Here is a 17945-nt window from a genome sequence, read left to right on the forward strand (position 1 = left end):
TCAACTTGCCAGAAGCCAACGCAGCGGTTCTGTGATGTCCTCAGAAGTACTCACTTTTCCGCCTACTTCATGCACTACAAAACCGGTCTGGTTTAGATCCTTTTCAAGAAATTTCTGCTTAAATGCTTCGTCGTCGTTCAGATCCCCTCCAACGACACTAAACCCGTACAAGTTCACTTCTAGGGATGACGCATCTTTGATTCTGCCTGCAAACAAAGGGAACTCACCTTCTAAGTATGCCATAGGGCCCTTGGCTGCCGCTTCTGCATCTAGCAGGTCCCATCCGGTAACGATCACTGCAACTTTTCTGGGCTCCCTATTTGGGTCAGAGGTGAATTCCAAAATGCTTAAGAGCTCACATAGCGCAACCTGAGTGGGTAGCTTGCCAGTCGTTTCTTTCTGTTCAAACGGCAATCCTAGCAGATGCCTGGCGGTCACCCAATCCAACGGCGCTACATTCAAGTCGGATAAAATGCGAACAAACAGAAGTGCCCCATCGGCTTCGTTGAGCACCTCCAGAATTTCTGACTTAACTTCCCTGTCATGTACCACCTTGTCCCACTCTTCACCCATAACGTCGGGAACTTTGAGCACCGACGAAGACACGTTAGCTCCATCCTTACCCTCAATCGGTATTTCCAAAGTCCCCGAAATTCCGGGTTGTTGGGTGCGTGGTGCAAATTCAGCTACCAGAAGGTGTTTTACCGCATCTTCAACGTAAACAATGTCTTCGGGAATCGTTTGAGACGAAAGAGCGCCATTGCCCTTTCTGAGACTTGTCCAAAGTCTGGCAAGGAAGTTGGTCTTGCCAGTCTCTGGGCCGCCTATCAGAGCTATAGTCTTCCCTATCATGATGGGTCATCCATCTTTTCAAACCTCATCATGTGTCGACCCTCACGAACAGTGCGTTTGGGCCAGATATCTGGAAAAGAACGACTCCCATCGCTGAGAGTGCTTGCAAGCAATTCAGCGACACCAGAACCGGGTGCAATAGTGTCCAAAGATGAAAATGACGCAATATGATGTACCGCGCTTCTAAATCCAAGCCTTTCGGCAAATTTTAAAACTGGTTCCAACGTACCTTTAGCAAGCTCTCCTAGGTCCGCATGAGTGATTACAAGAATGACCTCATGTTTTGTCGGCGATGCCAGATTTTGCTTTAGACGTTCAAGCAGAAGCTCCGTTCGGTTCACTTCGACCCGGCGTCCTAACTGATCTCGAAAGTCCCGGCCATCGATTACGATCCATATCTTTTCACAGGCATTAAGAAACGACAGGCGATTGAAGTTGTTTTCATCAACAAGACTCTTTGTCCATTCGCCCGGCAAATCGGGCAGAGCGATTGTTACTGTGTGTTGATCTTCCAATCGATGAAGTCTCAGATGCACAAATCCAGGCTGACGATCATCCAAACTTCTTGTGTGGTCGGTCAACTGTTCTGGCTGTACGCCGTTGCCCCATCGGCGCGCGCCACGGCTTATCTCCTCTAGAGCTAGCAAAGTCTTACTATCTCGAAACGTAAATCCATCTAATTTTCCGTTCGCAAGCATCAGGTAGAGGCTTACAAGCGCTGCAGTTTTTCCTGCATTGGGTGAACCTAGGATACCAACGAGGCGAGTATATTCCTTCGCCGTCACAACAGACAGGTCGGAAAGGTTCATTACATGGCCACTGGGCAAACTCTGTGCGACTGAGTCGAGTTCGACAATATCATCATCGTTCTCAGCTATATCGGCGGAATCGACAACCGATACAGATACAAGCTCAGGACAGTCCTGCGGCGGGCTAAAATTCTGGAGGCAAACGCCAGTATCGGCGAAAGTACACCCTTCCTTTGCACAAGTTGCCTCTGTCATTTCGCGGATGCCGTAAGTTGCACCATTCGAATCAAGGCTGCTTCCATCAGAGCGCGAGCGCCCCAATCAGACACCTTCAACTTCCTGTTTCCAAAAATCGAGCCCTCGGGACTTACGCAAATCGCGTTCAGCAGAGGTAGAGCTGCGGCGTTTTCTTCAATCAGATCCGACGCATTGACCCCTTGTGCCAGTGCCTGTTTCAACTCGCCCAGCTCAGTGAGGACCTCATTCAACGTAAACTCTTTGTCCTCTCTGACACCTCGCAGCACCAGATGGCGATGTGCGTCACCTGGCACTCTTCGAAGCAATTTTGACAACTCAACGCCCGAAATCAGGGCTCGGTTCAATTCAGACAAACTGTCTAGCCTGCTCTTTGCGATGCCGCTCCAGCTTCCTAGAACCCACCAAAGTAGGTCCAGCTCCTCACGGTCAAGCGATGAGTTGGTTTCAAGTGCACCTATTGCGCTTTTTGCCGCGGCATCAAAGTCTTGTGCTCTTGTATCGTCTTCGCCAGCAACAGCCTCGCTAGGCCATTTGAGATCAGGGATTTTTGCTCGAACACGTCCAGAATTCGCACTCCGAAGTGTCAAATCTCTTGCTGAATCAAGCACTTCTAGCCGCAGCTTTTCAAGCTTTTCGTCCTTAATTGGCTTTCGATCTGACAAAGCTGACCACAACGCAAAACTTAAAAACACTATGGTCGTTACTCTGCCACTCGCCGCAGGTGAATCCTGGATCAATTTTAGGACAGCCAATGCAGCGCAAACGGCAATTTGAAGTTCATTTTCTTTCGCTGAGAATGACGAGCTTTTCGACTTCAAAGCCTCTATCACTTGATCGCAGACAGATGACTCCGCAATCTTTAGATCAAAAAGACACGTTGAGATGTCGTCAGCAAGTTCAAGTAGTTCATCAAAACTCACACTTTTTCGAAGCTTAGAAATAACAGTCTTAATTGCGGCCTCACGCTTGGTTACGAAATCATCGCTGGGATTGGCCTCAAAAATTCTAATGTGTTCTGCGATATCATACACCTATGAAGTCTCCCCGGATTCTTCTATTCGTTTAATAATGAGCTTTTCGAGTTCAGCAGCGTTACCTTTTGAGAGTAACTGCCTAAACAACAGAGTCTCAACTGAATGTTTCATGTGTTCAGACCAGTCGCTTGGCAATAGGCCATTTTCGATAAAGATTTGCCTTCGTTGGTTAGCAGTTAAATCGCGAAAAAATCGCAACGTGATATTGGCAGAAATTTCCTCCATTTTTAACAACGCCCCTTCCTTCGGGATCTCTTCCTCCGTCTCCTCCAAGTCTATTGGCTGCTCTTCGAGGACAGGTTTTTGCAATTCGGCATTGTCCAAGTGATCGGTAATTAAGAACTTGCCAGATTTTTGATTCGCCGCGTCTTGATCAGTCCCAAACCGTTTCTTTTCATCATCCCAGCAACGCGAATGAACTGAGACAGCAAGACTATCAGCCTCCGTCTCCCAATCAAATTCCAAGAAATAGTATGCAAAATTGTATGGACCTTCAGCCTTTGGTGGAATTGTTGCACCAGCCGAGATCAACAAGATATCCGAGTGCCCTGTTTCCGATTTCAGCTGTACCGATGGTTCATGTTCGTGGCCTGAGATGAAGACGCTCGCAGTTCGACGTAGGTACTTCCATGCATCTGCCGCGTCATTGAGCCAATTCAACGGATGATGACATAGGACTATAAGAGTCTCCCCCGCCCTCTCGCGGAGCACTCTTTGCTTAGCTCCAAGAAGTAGCAAACCTTCTTTATCATTTTCGGAACAAGCGAGTGCTGAATTCAAGCCCAAGAATCGAACTATTTTCTTGCAGCCGAGCTCAAACGTAAACTCGTCGCCTGCGTGCCCCCCAGATAAGTCGAGAGGACAACCGTAACCTTCTGCGAAAGATCGATAATCACGAAGGCGATCATAGAGCAGTTCACAGTCACGGTCGACGGCGAGAAACTTGTCTAATGCTTCTTCACCTTTCGTCTGAATCTCAGCTAACATCCATGCTGCTGCCCCCGATATTTTCTTGCGATCAATATCATGGTTCCCGGGTACTACGTGCACGTCGGTAGGTTTACAGCCTCCTGCTTCAGCAACGCGATCCAACCACTTTCCGGCCTCCTTAAACTCCTCGGCTGTACCGCTATAGGCAGTGTCTCCGGATACAATTATACCTGCAAGAGGTCGTTCAAGTTCGTTCGCAACCACGTGCAAAACATCATCAATTAGGCGTTCCTTGACATCGTTGTGGACGAAAAGCGTACCCCCCTTTTCCTGACCAAAGTGAATATCCGAGAGGTGTAAGAACAATTTTGAATCTTGTTGCATCGTTGGTTTGGACCTCAATTTCCGCCGTGCTTACAATAGACTATCCATTCCTTTGAAGGCTAGTACAAACACTGTGCTTGGTTTGCCTCATGGCCTCAGGTGAATGGCCGCTTTCCACAAAACTCGCAGACGCGGCGAAAGTCGGCTCTCCGCCCTCAACATCGATAGATGGTCGAACGGCTGACTTTGAATGCTCGAGCGATTTCGGCTATTGGGCGATGATCTTGATCCCTCATTCGTCGAATTTCGATTTTGGCGTCCTCAGAAAGCGCCGAGGGGCGGCCGCCGACACGGCCGCGCTTTCGGGCAGCGGCGAGGCCTTCGAGTGTACGCTCCACAATGCGCTCTCTTTCGAATTCTGCGATTGAGCCAAAGACGTGGAAGATCAGTCGACCCGTCGGGCTAGTCGTGTCGATGTCTTCTCCCAAAGAACGGAAACCCGCACCCTTCTCCCTGATGGTCTCCACCAGGTCGATCAGATCACGCAGTGACCTAGCCAGTCGGTCATACTTCGTCACGACGATCACATCACCTGACCGCAATTGTTCTAGCAGCCTCTCAAGTTCCGGCCGTTGCCGTGACTTTCCTGTCTTCTTCTCTTGGAAGATTTTCTCAACACCTGCCGCCTTGAGCGCATCAATCTGTCCATCAAGGTTTTGATCGCTTGTCGAGACACGAGCATATCCGATAATCATCTCCAAAGTGTATCATAAACGTTCCAAAACCTAAAAGGTTATGAACACCGATTTTGAAACAGCGTCGGACCAGCAAATGCAAGTTTCCGGCAAAGTGTCGCAAAAACCACCGTTTTTGGAACCTTTCAAAATGCTCAACACACGTAAGAGTTGAGAATTCGCGGTCGCAGCGCATGTCGGCTAGGAGCCCATTATGCTCAATGCTGCATCTCGCACAGATAACCGTTATGGGCGTATTTCGTTGAAAAACTCTTCCTTGATTGAGGCGGCTGTCACTGATTCAATCTCCTTATAGAGGCAGGAGATTTAGCGATGATGGGACCAAAGCAAGAAGCACAGGCTGCGTTGTGTTACGAGTTCTCGCTAGAAGATCATGTTCCGCAAGATCACCTGCTTCGGTCGATTGATAGGTTTGTCGATCTGAGCAACATCCGTCAGCATCTGGCGGATTTCTACAGCCACACCGGCCGTCCCTCGGTTGATCCTGAACTGCTGATCCGCATGTTGTTGGTCGGTTATTGCCTTGGTATTCGCTCGGAACGGCGGCTCTGCGAAGAGGTCCATCTGAACCTGGCTTATCGCTTGTTCTGTCGCCTTGATCTGGACGACCCTGTGCCAGACCACTCGACGTTTTCCAAGAACCGCCATGGCCGGTTCCGCGAGAGCGATTTATTGCGTCACTTGTTTGAAACGACGGTCGCGCGTTGCATCGCCGATGGTTTGGTGAGTGGTCAGCGCTTTGCAGCAGATGCCAGTTTGATCGAAGCCGATGCCAACAAGCAGAACTCTACGTCAAAAGAGGAATGGGATCACAGCACCATCAATCCAGATGATGCCCCACGTGCTGTGCGTGAGTATCTGGATGTGCTGGATGATGCGGCCTTTGGCGCAGCCACGACGGTCAAACCAAAGTTCACCTCCCATTCCGATCCCACCAGCCAATGGACGGCGGCGCGCAAAGGCCCTGCATTCTTTGCCTATTCGACCAATTACCTGATCGACACAGATCATGCTGTCATCGTTGATGTTGAAGCCAGCCGATCTATCCTGAGTGCGGAGGTTGGAGCTTCACGCACAATGCTGGACCGGGTTAAGAAGCGCTTCGATCTGCAGCCTGAACGCCTCATTGCCGATACGGCATACGGCTCGGGGAAGAACCTGGGGTGGTTGGTCAAACATGGCATCAACCCGCACATCCCTGTTATCGATAAGGCTGGACGCACAGACGGCACCTGGAGCCGCGCCGACTTCGAGTGGGACGCCGATAACAACCAATACATCTGCCCGGAGGGCGAGGCGCTCAAGCAGTTCCGCCGGAACTACTCAGACCCGAACCGTGGCCCGACCGGCAAGGGCGTCGCCAAATATCAGGCCTTGAAGTTGACCTGCCAAGCCTGTCCCTCAAAACCGAAGTGCTGCCCGAATGCCGACGCGCGCAAGATTACCCGCGAAGAACACGAAGATGCCAGACAGGTCGCACGCGACATCGCCAAAACCAAACAATACGACATCTCAATTAAGCTCCGAAAGAAGGTTGAGATGCTCTTCGCTCACCTCAAACGCATCCTTGGCTTGGGACGGCTGCGATTACGTGGCCCATGCGGGGCCAATGACGAATTCCTGCTCGCCGCAACCGCCCAAAACCTCCGCAAACTGGCCAAGATCTTTCCTGCACCGCAGCAAACGCGCAAAGCCTGACAAGAAAGGCACTCACGCCCTCGGCAGAGCCATTCTTTCTGCGCCAGCAACACGTTGTTTTTCCACAGAATCGGCGGATTCCGGACATTCGCTGCGGATGTAATCCAAGAATGCATCATCGGTCGTAGCCGACATTCAAACAGACGCCGTTACTGATTTTCGCTGCGTTGCGGAAGGCAGGTCCGAGTCCGAAGGCATTGTTCGGATTGAGCGCAGCGACAGTCGCTCGGCGCGGTCAGACGGCGGTAGACCTGGTCGTCCGCAACTCAGCGGGTGCGTGCTGATAGGTCGGGGGGCGGACCATGCGTTTTTCTGATCGCAACCGGGCGCTCGATCAATGCCTATTCGGGCAACCCGGCACGGCGCAAAAGACCGGTCAGGTGCCTCATTGCCTCGGGCTTGCGGTAGGGTGCGATGAAGGGCATGTCGCTCAGGCGCAGCTCGGGCTGCAATAGAAGGGCCTCTTCGATTTCCCAGTTTGCATCGTCGATGCGTTCCAATCCCATATAGGTCGCGGCCAGGAACAGACGTTGCCGCAGCGCCTCGGGGTTTCGTTCCAGCGCTTGCAGTGCCAGCTCCAGACTTTTCTCGTAGTTGCGCTGGCTGAACTGAATCTCGGCCATAGCGTTCAGATAGGGGAACGGTGCGCGGGGGTTTAGCCGCAACGCATACTGAAAAGAATCCCACCCGGCCTGCGAGTTTCCGGCGTAATGGCTGTTCCAACCCTGCAACCCGTAAGCGTCGGCGTAATTCGGGTCGATCTGGACAGCGCGTTTGAACGCCACTTCCGCTTCAGCGTATTCGCGCCGGAACATGTGCACAAGTCCCAGCGAGGTATGAACCTGAGGCAGGTCCGGGTCGATCGCGACCGCCTCGAGTGCAATCCGGTAGCCCTCATCCAAGACCTGCTCGTTATCAAGAAGCGCGACGCCTGCACGGTTTGTATAGGTGGTGGCGAGCATAGCCTTGGCCAGTGCGAAATCCGGATCGATGCGCAGGGCGTGCAGTAGGAGGGATTGCGCAGTCTTGCGGGCCTCTTCGTTGAAGCGCCAGATCTCCTCATAGGCGCGCAGGTAGAGATCGTAGGCATCGAGGCTGTCCGTATAGTGTTTCGACAACCGGCGCTTTTCTTCCTGCGACAGCTCCACCTGAAGCGCACCGATGATTTGGTTGGTCACATCATCCTGCAGCGCGAAGAGGTCCTCGAACTCGCGGTCAAGCAGCTCGCCCCAAAGCTGGATGCCGGTCAGGGAGTCGGTCAGGTTGGCATTGATCCGCACGTTACTCCCCGCCTGCTGGACGGAACCCGCCACCACGTAGCGCACCCCGAGTTCTGCCCCAACCAAGCGCGCATCCATCGACTCGCCGCGGTCACGGAACGAGAATGACGTGTTGCGCGCGATCACCAGAAGACCGCTCACCTGGCTCAGGTCCGAGATCAGGCTGTCGGCCATGCCGTCGCTGAAATAGCTTTGCGCGGGGTCGCCGGAGAGGTTCTCAAAGGGCATTACAGCAAGCGAGGGACGGCTTTCGGAGGCGAGCGGTACTACAGGCGGCGCGGTTGGTGCCAGGATATCCCGCCCCTGCGGCACGAGCCACCACGCCGCGCCGAGCAGCACGATCACCGCCGCGAAGATAGCAGGTGCCAGCCGCCACCGCAGCACCGGCCGGGGCCTGGTCACAACACCACCGCTATCGGTGATTCTGAAGACACGCACAGGCTCGGGGATGTTCTTGAACCGCTGCGGTCCGAGGTCTTCAAAACCAACGCCGTCAAGGTCGCGCAGCTGTGCCTGTGCGGACCCGGCAATGAGGATTGTGCCGGGTTCTGCGAACGCTTCCAGCCGTGCCGCTACATTCACTCCATCCCCGTAAAGGTCGCCGTCCTGCACAATTACCTCGCCCAGGTTCACGCCGATGCGCACCTGCAGCGGTTCGTCCCTCGGCCGCGCTGCATTGAACTCGGTAAGTCCCCGCTGGATCCCGCGCGCCGCCAGCACCGCCCCCGAGACACTGGAAAACTCAATCAGCGCGCCATCGCCCATCAGTTTGACCACACGTCCGCCATGGCCAGTGACAGCACCGTCGAATACCTCGTGCCGCGCGGCGGTCACACGTGCCAGCGTTCCAGCCTCATTCGCCGCCATCTGGCGGCTGTAGCCGACGATATCCATTATCAGGATCGCGGTTAGGCGTTTTTCCACCGTTTCGGACATCAGTCCTCCCCTTCGCCAAGGACAGCCTAACTGCAACCCTTCCGGCAACCAAGTGATTTGGGCTGGTCCGAGCCAGTAAGTGAGCAAAGAATACCCCTGGTCGCGCAGCCATGCGCGGGCGATCTTTTGGTGGAGCTTGGATCGCCTCGCGATTGAACCAAGAGCTTAGTAGATCGGCAGCGAGCGGCTGATGTACTTGCAAGGTCGCACAAATGTCCGCCCCGTCCCGCGTTGCAGCCAACCGCACATCGAAAATGCTGCGCGATGTACGGGTGTCCGGAATGACGTGCCGCATCGCAGCGCCTCAAATAGCTCTTGGAGGTCGGCTCTGGGCCGATATCTACTGCTCGTCATTCACGTCAGCCGTTGGGCCAATCACTATATTCCCGCAAATTATCTTGATATTTCACGACATTCCATTCAGGTTCCCGAGGCCTCTCCTTTTCTTCAAAAGGGACCTGATGTAAGGGCCGTTCTTGCCAGTGTAGAAATACCTGCATAGCGTCGATGCTGCGAACGATCTAATGGCGGCAGTGAGCCGATTGTGTTGAAAAACTCGAAAATTCGACCACCACATTTTTCCGCCAAAATCCATTGAATCAACCAAGTCGGCGCAGAACGGTCAGTGTAAGCAATGAGGACCTCTCACATTGCCAAGTCAGCGATTTGGCCGACCCCCTCGTCAAATTTTCCGGCAGGCTTCCTATGAGACACTTTTTAGGTGGTTTTCGCCAAAATCGGAGTTTTTCAACACAATCAGCCCTAAGCGGGCGTTTAGAAGACTGATGATGGCACATCGCCAAAACCACGTCGGCTTGGGTCACACCCACGATCTGGAGAACCAATGAGCGTGGCTCTGTTTGCTGTCGTTAGTCTGTTTCAATCGGCAAATCGGGATCAGCGGCCCATTCGCTCATGGAGTTATCGTAGACCGAGACGTTGCGGTAGCCGAGCTGATGCAACAGGAAGGCATCAAGGGTCGCGGCGATTCCTCCGCCGCAGTAGGTGATGATCCGTTTATCAGGCGTTGCGCCTGCCCTCCTGAAAATCTCTCCTACCTCGTCCGGAGACAGCATCTCCAGCGTCTTTGGGTTCAGCAAATCGGAGGCATAGACATTTACGCTTCCTGGGATATGTCCCCGGCGCCCATAACTGGGATCGGCACCTGAGTGCAGATTGGGACTCAATGCGTTAATCGTACATGTATCCTCTTCCCCGATTGCCGCAAGAACCTCATCCTTGCCCACGAAGACGTCGGGCCTCGGGTTGAGGGCAAACTGTCCGCGAGGATATTTGCCGGGTTCCGTAGATATCGGCCTCCCGTCGGCAAACCACTTGTCGTAGCCGCCGTCGAGCACGGCGGCCTCGTCAAAACCAAGCCAGCGGAGCATCCACCAGAACCGCGTTGCACGCTGCATGCTTTCGCGGGTGTACAGAACGACGCGCGTGCCTTCGGCGACGCCGTGGCGTGCGAATGCGTCGGCGGCGGCTTCTGCCGAGGGCAGGGTCATCAGATAGGGACTTTCCGGATTCGAAAACTCGCCCTGCAGATCCAGATGAGCCGCACCGGGGATATGGCCCGCATCGTATGCAGCGCGACCACTGACATACAGGTAGGGATGATCGTCGCTCTCACCGTAACGCAGAAAGGACGTGCAATCGAAGATACGGATTTCCGGATCGGATAAATGCGCTTCAAGCCAGTCTCCTGCAACGAGCGCTCTTGGGTTTTGAAAACTCTCTTTACCCATAGTGTCTACCCCCTTGTCGAACGAAAGAATGACGAACACTTTTTCAACATAATAGACGATCTGTCCGGCTCGGACGAAACAATTTGCTGAACAGCAGCTTCGTCCGCAACACAGTCGCTCGCCATTTTTTGTCTAACTTCCGGTGCTGGTGAAAGCGGTCACTCAGCACCAGAACTTTGCATTTTCGGTCGTGGATGGCTGCTTAACGCGAAACAGCCGACGCTCACCAAAATTAGGCGAAGGACCGTTCCGAGCCCAAAACGGAAGCGATAAAGGCCCCAGCGTTGCCGGGGCCTTTATTCCATTGTGGGGCTTTCTTCAGTGGCAGGCTGGGCGGGTGCCCGGCAGCAGAACCTTGTCGATCACATGGATCACGCCATTGTCGGCCTCGATATTTGCGATAATCACGTTGGCGCTTTCGCCGGAGCCATCGGCGATCGACACGCCAGACGAGTCTTTAGTGATGCACAACCGCTCCGAAGCCAAGACTGGCTTGAAGTAGTTCGAACCGCTCGGGATCATCTCGGCGGTCAGTTTACGGTCATCGACATGGTAAAGGAGGATATTGGTCAGCTGGCCTTTGTTCTCTGGCTCCAACAGCGTTTCCACGGTACCCTCAGGCAGCGCAGCAAAAGCGTCGTTCACGGGCGCATATACAGTGAACGGGCCAGGGCCCTGCAGCGTCTCAACCAGGCCAGCAGCGCTGACCGCGGCCACAAGGGTCGAGAAACGCTCGTCGCCCGATGCGATTTCGACGATGTCAGCCGCGCTCGCGGCGGTACCCATTGTCATGGCGGTTGCCGCGGCTGCGGCGAATTTGCGGATAGTTGTCATGTGAATGTCTTCCCTTAATATTTTCCACGCTGATTTGCATGTGTAAGGGATACGTACCCGTGGCCGAGCTCAGATTTACCCATCACGCCATCGTGAGAAATCGACCTTCGACGCACTGATTTGCGCCAATAATCTGCGTATTCTGTAACATTCTGTGGAAACGTTACAGAATCTTTCACTGAAAAACGGGTGATATCCAGCTGCAGCGTACCGGCACATACGGCGAGAAGCAGTCCAGATTCTTAGTAAGATATGGATATCCCTAATTTGAGCCGGCTGTTTCCTGCGCGTCGGACAAACTACCGCAACGGGTCGGTTTCCGACGATATGGCGAGTTTGCTAAGGGTCAGCTTTCCCTGCTGAGCGGCCACTCAAATGGCCGCCGGGTGCCGCCACGCAGCGAAGGTCTGGATTGTCCGCAACTGAGACCTTCGTTGTGACTGCAGCGAAAGTCAGCTGCTGGTGATACCCGACATTCAGAACCAAAACTTCGAATTTTCAGTCGTGAACGGCTGCTAAACGCGACACAGCAGATACTCACCAAAATTCGGCGAGTGTCTATTCCGAGCCCGAAGCCGTCTTCGAAAAATTTTGCTAGTTTGGTCATTGGCAGGTTTCGTGGTAGCTTTCGAAGGTGCAGATTTGGGAGATCGTCATTCCACAGCATCGCACGAAAGGGTTTCGGCTTCAGTCTGGCATCGTGTTGCCAGAACTTGATGTCGCCTACGAGTGTTACGGCGAACTCAATAGCGAAAAGTCGAATGCAATTCTTGTCCAGCACGGGACGACAAGCACACACCATGCCGCCAGACGAATGACGCCCGATTTAAGGGAAGGCTGGTGGGATGGCATCATCGGCCCGGGGAAGTTGTTCGACACGGATAAATACTGTGTGATTTCATCGAACATGCTCGGGTCATCCTATGGCACCACCGGGCCGGCCTCCATCAATCCGGACACGAAGCGCGCGTGGGGAGGCGATTTTCCCAAGATAACAGTTGAGGACATGGCGCGAGCGCAGAAATCGTTGATTGACGCTCTAGGCATTGATCGGCTGCTTGCGGTGGCGGGAGGATCAGTCGGCGGATTGCTTGGCTTTCAGTGGGCCGTCACTTTTCCTGACGCGATGCGAGGTATCATCGCGGCCGATTGTGGCCCCGTCAGCCGGTTCGGAACGAGTGCTGCCCTGCCTGAACTCGTGGCGGAACTGCAAGCCGATCCCAACTGGAACGATGGCCACTATGCCGAGGCAGGCGGTCTGGGAGACGTGATGACGCGCATCCGCATCAGAACATTGCTCTCCTATCAGTTCATGGAAAAATTCGAAGGGCAGATGCCAAAACGCGATGTTGAGAAGCTGCTGCACGAGACTGCAAGGGAATGGGCGAAAGAGTTCGACCCGATGAGCCTTGTCGTTCTCAATAGGGCGATCGGGGGGTTCAATGTCTCTGATCAGCTGGATCGTATATGCGCGAAGTTTTTCTACGTGCTGTGCGATACGGACGAGTTTTACCCTGCGTCGATCGGGGAAAATGTCGCCGAGGAAATGCGCAAAGCGGGAGCCTCCGTGACCTTTCATCAGGTAAGCAGTCACATGGGGCATTACTCTACGTCCGTCGAGCCGGAGAAATGGGTGCCACAGGCGCAAACCTTTCTTGGTGGTTTGCAAAATTGACGCCTGCCTCACTGGCATTTGGCTCGCGGCAACTTGCGGTTTCGGTTCCGACACGAACGGCAGAAATCGTCCGGCAACTCGGTCGTTACCCGAATTTTTGCCAACGTCCGGTGCTGGAAATAGTGGTCGTTCGGGGCGGGATTTCCAAATCGACGGAATCCAATGACTGGACACTGCGATAATGCGGTCATCAGACTAAATGACTCAGGTGTCTTCTCCGAGCCCGCAGCGACCGGATGTGGTAAGGTCGGACGAACAAAGAACTGAGCCAGAACAAGCGGAGGGTGATGTATGAATATGCGAAGAGAGGGAGGGTGTTTGTGTGGACGCATTAGATATTCAGTTCAAAGCAAACCCCTTCGACTATACATTTGCAGCTGCCGTTTCTGTCAGCGGATGACTGCCTCCGCAGGAAACGCAATGGCACCATTCTACAAAGAAGATTTTGAACTATTCTCAGGAACGCCAGATGTTTATGAACATGTCTCCGAGGGGAGCGGCAAAAGGATGTGGCTAAATTCCTGTCCTACGTGTCACACCACCATGTTCATGACTTGGGAAAACTTCTCCAAAGGAGTCGGCATATACTGCGGCTCTTTCGACGAACCGAACTGGTTTGAGCGGACACCCGAGAATACTGTCTACATTTTTGCCGAAGAGGCACCAAGTGGCACCGTATTTCCGGCAGGATTTCCTGTATACGCTTGCCATGCGCATTCCTTTGGCGGGGCCATCGAAGGCCCAAGGGTCTATCCGGTGCATACGATGCGCATGCCCAAAGCATCACAGACGAGTTGAACTCCTTTACCGAACGAGACTGCCCAGCTCGAAGCGTCCGGAACGTACGCAATGGGTGAGTTCAGCCTCGTTCAGATTTGGCACTTGCAGCGAATGACCGCAAAGCGGGTTGCAACCGCAGAATGCCAACTGGGTGCTGAGAGTCCGGTTTGGGCCGCTCACGTCGACAAAGGCGAGCCCCGCTGTGGCGAAACTCTACGCCGCCGCAAGGCCGCAAAGAGCCCTTGGCGACCACCATTCTTCTTTGAACAATTGACACGAACTGGTGATTTCTCAGAAGTTGTGAATTGAGCGCAAACGGAGATTTTCAATGGAAACTGCTGGCAACACCATCGGTATCATCGGTGGTTCAGGAATGCTCGGATCGGCGATTTCGAGTGCCCTTCTTGGTAGCGGAGCGTTTGAACAATCGAATTTCTGGGTTTCGAACAGAAGTGGCAATGCCTCTGGGGTTGAACAAAGTTCGATTATTCACTTCACGAAAGACAATCAGGAGTTGGTGGACGCCTGCGATGTCATCATTTTGTGTGTGCCGCCTGCACGATTTCCTGACATCGACATCCGCGCACCCAACAGGTTGGTCATTTCAGTTATGGCCGGTGTGACGATTGATGAAATGAAATCCAAGATAGCGGCTGTTCGTGTCGTGCGGGCCATGAGCAGTCCGGCCGCTTCCTTGTCCATGGCGTATTCACCTTGGATAGCAAGCGCTGAAACTACAGCGGCCGACAGAAATATCGTGAGAAAAATCTTTGGAGCTTGCGGGACAACGGATGAGGTTTTCGACGAGCAACAGCTCGACCACTTCACCGCAATGACTGGCCCCGTACCCGGTTTTGTCGCCTATTTTGCTAAATGCATGGTGGATCATGCCACAAGCCAAGGTATTGCGCCTGATGTCGCTGATCGGGCCATCCGTCAACTTTTCCTTGCTGGCGGAACAATGTTAGCTGCCGACAGCGCCAGCCCTGCCGATCATGTTCGTTGGATGATAGAATATGCTGGAACGACTGCTGCCGGGCTTGTCTGACGTCAGCACCCGCGGGACAGATTTGAGGGTTTGAATAAGGGAGGATTTCTGGTTCATCTTATCGATTAGGAGATCGAGATGACGAAGAAAGCCCAGACGTCCAAAGACGCTGCCGACAAGGTAGTTAAGAACATCCGCCGTAAGACCCGGCAGACATATTCAGCTGAAGAGAAGATCCGCATTGTATTGGCAGGCTTGCGCGGCGAGGAAAGCATCTCGGTGCTGTGTCGCCGCGAAGGTATCGCTGAGAGCCTTTATTACAGCTGGTCGAAGGAATTTCTCGAAGCTGGCAAGCGCCGGTTATCTGGCGACACGGCACGGCAGGCCACATCGCCTGAGGTAAAGGATTTGCGTTCTGAGTCCTTGGCCCTGAAAGAATGCGTTGCCGATCTGACCCTTGAGAACCGTCTGCTCAAAAAAAGCATGACAGGGGCTGGGGAGTTCGAGGAATGAGATACCCTGCGTCTGAGAAACTGGAGATCATCCGCACCGTTGAGGGATCGCATCTGCCAGTCAAGCAGACCCTCGACATGCTGGGCATCCCACGCACGACATTCTATCGATGGTACGATCTCTATGTCGACGGCGGCCTGGATGGACTGGCTGACAGATCTCCACGCCCAAGATCGGTCTGGAACCGCATCCCGGATGCCCGCCGTGGCGACCTGATTGAGTTTGCGCTGGAACATGAAGAGCTGACCACCCGGGAACTGGCCGTCAAATACACGGATGAGAAGCGGTATTTTATATCTGAATCGTCAGCTTATCGCATTCTCAAAGCTGCTGATCTCATCACCGCACCGGATTACGTGGTGATCAAAGCGGCCGATGAGTTCAAAGATAAGACAACGGCCATCAACGAGATGTGGCAGACCGACTTCACCTACTTCAAGATCATTGGCTGGGGTTGGTATTATCTCAGCACGATCCTGGACGATTACAGCCGCTACATCATCGCCTGGAAGCTCTGCACAAATATGCGGGCCGAAGATGTGACAGACACGATTGAACTGGCTCTGACAGCATCAGGCTGCGACCAGGCTGTTGTGCGGCACAAGCCACGTCTGCTTAGCGACAACGGCTCATGCTACATCTCAGGCGATCTGACCAAGTGGTTGGAGGATCAAAAAATGACGCATGTCCGCGGCGCGCCATTCCACCCGCAGACCCAAGGCAAGATCGAACGCTGGCACCAGACCATGAAGAACAGGGTTCTGCTGGAGAACTACTACCTACCCGGTGATCTCGAACGCCAAATCGGGGCCTTCGTCGAATACTACAACAACCAGCGTTACCACGAGAGCCTGAACAACGTCACACCCGCAGACGTCTACTTCGGTCGCGACAAAGCCATTCTCAGGGAAAGGAAGAAGATCAAGAAACAGACAATCCAACAACGTCGCTTGCAACATCAAAAACAAGCAGCATAATCAATCACACAAACGAGCCAGAGCCTCCAATGCTCAAGCCGCTCTGATGTTCCATTTTATATGAAGACGGACAGCGGACAAGCCAGCCTCTCGGCTCTAATTACCCAACTGCCGCGCTCTAAGTGTTGTTTCCACTGGCAAGATCCCCACCTTGCTTTGCTGCATAGACGATTTAGTCTGTCCAGACCCAAACTGGACGCCATTCGATTGTGTGGTATGAACGGTGAGGAGCGCGAGGTCAGCTTGGGTCTGACGCCAGGAGGTGACATCCCGCGAACAATTCCGAGAATCCGCGGTGCTCGGGATGGCAGACACACTCTGGTTTTCGGCGTACACATCGGTATTGTTTCATAGAAGCGTTTGCTGCTATGCAATGCGAAGTCGAACGTTCCTAAGACTGCGGCCCAAAAGAACATGTAAGGGGGGGCACATCGTTTGAGTTTCGTACAGGAAAATCTAGAAGTTAGCTACATCGCCCTTGTGTTAGGCGCGTTGGTAGTCGCTCCCTTTCTGCAGCGCCTGATAGGTACACTGTTACTCCGGTTTGCGATACGGACAGAGACGGTCGTCGATGACTTGATTGTAGACGCTCTGCGCCCTTTCCGGTTCATCTACGCCTTGCCTGCATTTTTGGGCTTCTACCTGTCAGAATGGGTCGCATCGTATACCTATGAAGCCCGGTTGGTTTTCGGCTTGGCCCTGATCGTTCTTGCCGTCGAGTTTGCCATAAAGATCCTTGGAGCCATTTCTGCCGTTGTCCGGCACAAAGCGGGTGTAAGAGGCGTTAGCTCCACTGGGTATATTGACCTACTCAAGATATTGACTGTGCTTGTGGGTCTGGCAGTGGCTGCCTCAATCACGCTTGATTCCGAACTGTCCAAGATTGTCGCAGGACTTGGGGCTGCTACCGCAGTTGCCGGGTTTATCTTCCGCGACACCATTCACTCATTATTTGTAGGAATCAAAATTGCCTCATTTGACTTGATCCGTGAGGGCGATTGGTTGTCCGTTCCGAGTTTCGACGCAGACGGTTCAGTAGAACATATCGGCCTCTACGATATCAAAATCCGCAACTGGGACCAAACGACGTCACTTATTCCAACGCACAAGGTGCTCGAGGTTGCCAACCGCAACTACTCCAGCATGCAGAACGAAGCACGAGCCCGTCAACTCGTCGCCAAGGTTTTGTTCGACATCGATAGCGTGCGTTTGTGCGATCAAGCTTTGCTTGAGAAGCTGAAAAAGGCGTCACTGATGCCAGATATCGTGGGACCAAAGCTTGAGGCCTTAAGCGAACAGGGCGATGCTCCAAAGGATCAGGTTATCGCCAGTGACGCCGCTACAAACTACGACTTGTTTCGAATATATGTGGACAGATACTTGAGGCAGCGATCTGATTTGCACCAGAAGAGATACTATATACTCGTCCGGACATTGGAGCCTGAAATCCATGGGCTGCCTATGCAAATTTTCGCATATGCCCGTGAGACGGGTATGATCGAATTTTCGAATATACAGTCAAGCATCCTTAGCCATTTGATAGTCGTGGCCCGGGAATTTGACCTGAAATTCTTCCAGCATACTACGAACGTACATCGATAAAAGGTATGG

The 17945-nt window shown here is 53.3% G+C and carries 14 protein-coding genes; 6 read left to right on the top strand and 8 right to left on the bottom strand.

Features of this window, described 5'->3' with window-relative positions:
* From C1J02_RS12000 to C1J02_RS12020, 5 genes are all read right to left on the bottom strand, one after another.
* A complete protein-coding gene (locus tag C1J02_RS12000; RefSeq protein ID WP_114878793.1) occupies positions 1-852 on the bottom strand; it encodes a hypothetical protein in 852 nt (283 codons plus the stop codon).
* Positions 849-1922, bottom strand: a complete 1074-nt coding sequence (locus C1J02_RS12005) for a hypothetical protein (protein WP_205389800.1) — start codon at positions 1920-1922, stop codon at positions 849-851. The genes C1J02_RS12000 and C1J02_RS12005 overlap by 4 nt, the downstream gene beginning before the upstream one ends.
* Complete coding sequence (locus tag C1J02_RS12010) at positions 1853-2890, bottom strand: GTPase-associated system all-helical protein GASH (RefSeq protein ID WP_114878795.1); 1038 nt, start codon at positions 2888-2890, stop codon at positions 1853-1855. The genes C1J02_RS12005 and C1J02_RS12010 overlap by 70 nt, the downstream gene beginning before the upstream one ends.
* Complete coding sequence (locus tag C1J02_RS12015; protein ID WP_114878796.1) at positions 2891-4207, bottom strand: metallophosphoesterase; 1317 nt, start codon at positions 4205-4207, stop codon at positions 2891-2893. It abuts the gene before it with no gap.
* 155 nt (positions 4208-4362) lie between these two features.
* Positions 4363-4902 carry a recombinase family protein gene (locus tag C1J02_RS12020; RefSeq protein WP_114878797.1) on the bottom strand — a complete coding sequence of 180 codons (540 nt, stop codon included), beginning with the start codon at positions 4900-4902 and terminating at the stop codon, positions 4363-4365.
* Between the two features lie 312 nt (positions 4903-5214).
* Here C1J02_RS12020 and C1J02_RS12025 point away from each other — a divergent pair, with 312 nt between their 5' ends.
* Positions 5215-6600, top strand: coding sequence for an IS1182 family transposase (locus C1J02_RS12025; RefSeq protein WP_114878798.1), 1386 nt, complete (start codon positions 5215-5217; stop codon positions 6598-6600).
* 341 nt (positions 6601-6941) lie between these two features.
* Here the strand turns inward: C1J02_RS12025 and C1J02_RS12030 are convergent, their stop codons facing one another.
* From C1J02_RS12030 to C1J02_RS12040, 3 genes are all read right to left on the bottom strand, one after another.
* Positions 6942-8816, bottom strand: a complete 1875-nt coding sequence (locus C1J02_RS12030) for an adenylate/guanylate cyclase domain-containing protein (RefSeq protein ID WP_114878799.1) — start codon at positions 8814-8816, stop codon at positions 6942-6944.
* A gap of 869 nt (positions 8817-9685) precedes the next feature.
* Entirely contained in the window at positions 9686-10567 is an 882-nt protein-coding gene (locus tag C1J02_RS12035; RefSeq protein WP_114878800.1) for a sulfurtransferase, read from the bottom strand.
* Positions 10568-10885: 318 nt separating this feature from the next.
* Positions 10886-11401, bottom strand: a complete 516-nt coding sequence (locus C1J02_RS12040; protein WP_114878801.1) for a fasciclin domain-containing protein — start codon at positions 11399-11401, stop codon at positions 10886-10888.
* Between the two features lie 634 nt (positions 11402-12035).
* On the opposite strand from C1J02_RS12040, the gene C1J02_RS12045 reads away from it, so the two are divergent.
* The 5 genes from C1J02_RS12045 to C1J02_RS12065 all read left to right on the top strand — a co-directional run bounded on the left by C1J02_RS12045 (position 12036) and on the right by C1J02_RS12065 (position 17936).
* Positions 12036-13076 carry an alpha/beta fold hydrolase family protein gene (locus C1J02_RS12045; protein ID WP_114878802.1) on the top strand — a complete coding sequence of 347 codons (1041 nt, stop codon included), beginning with the start codon at positions 12036-12038 and terminating at the stop codon, positions 13074-13076.
* Positions 13077-13373: 297 nt separating this feature from the next.
* Positions 13374-13874, top strand: coding sequence for a GFA family protein (locus tag C1J02_RS12050; RefSeq protein ID WP_302622765.1), 501 nt, complete (start codon positions 13374-13376; stop codon positions 13872-13874).
* A gap of 310 nt (positions 13875-14184) precedes the next feature.
* Positions 14185-14904, top strand: a complete 720-nt coding sequence (locus C1J02_RS12055) for a pyrroline-5-carboxylate reductase (RefSeq protein ID WP_114878804.1) — start codon at positions 14185-14187, stop codon at positions 14902-14904.
* A gap of 78 nt (positions 14905-14982) precedes the next feature.
* Positions 14983-16334, top strand: a protein-coding gene (locus C1J02_RS12060) for an IS3 family transposase (protein ID WP_114877554.1) whose coding sequence is annotated in 2 segments (ribosomal slippage) — positions 14983-15319 and positions 15319-16334 — 1353 coding nt in all. Because the reading frame shifts where the segments join, the coding sequence is not laid out codon by codon here.
* 435 nt (positions 16335-16769) lie between these two features.
* A complete protein-coding gene (locus C1J02_RS12065; protein ID WP_114878805.1) occupies positions 16770-17936 on the top strand; it encodes a mechanosensitive ion channel family protein in 1167 nt (388 codons plus the stop codon).
* Positions 17937-17945 lie beyond the last annotated feature (9 nt).

This window comes from Sulfitobacter sp. SK011 (assembly GCF_003352065.1).
Lineage (GTDB): Bacteria > Pseudomonadota > Alphaproteobacteria > Rhodobacterales > Rhodobacteraceae > Sulfitobacter.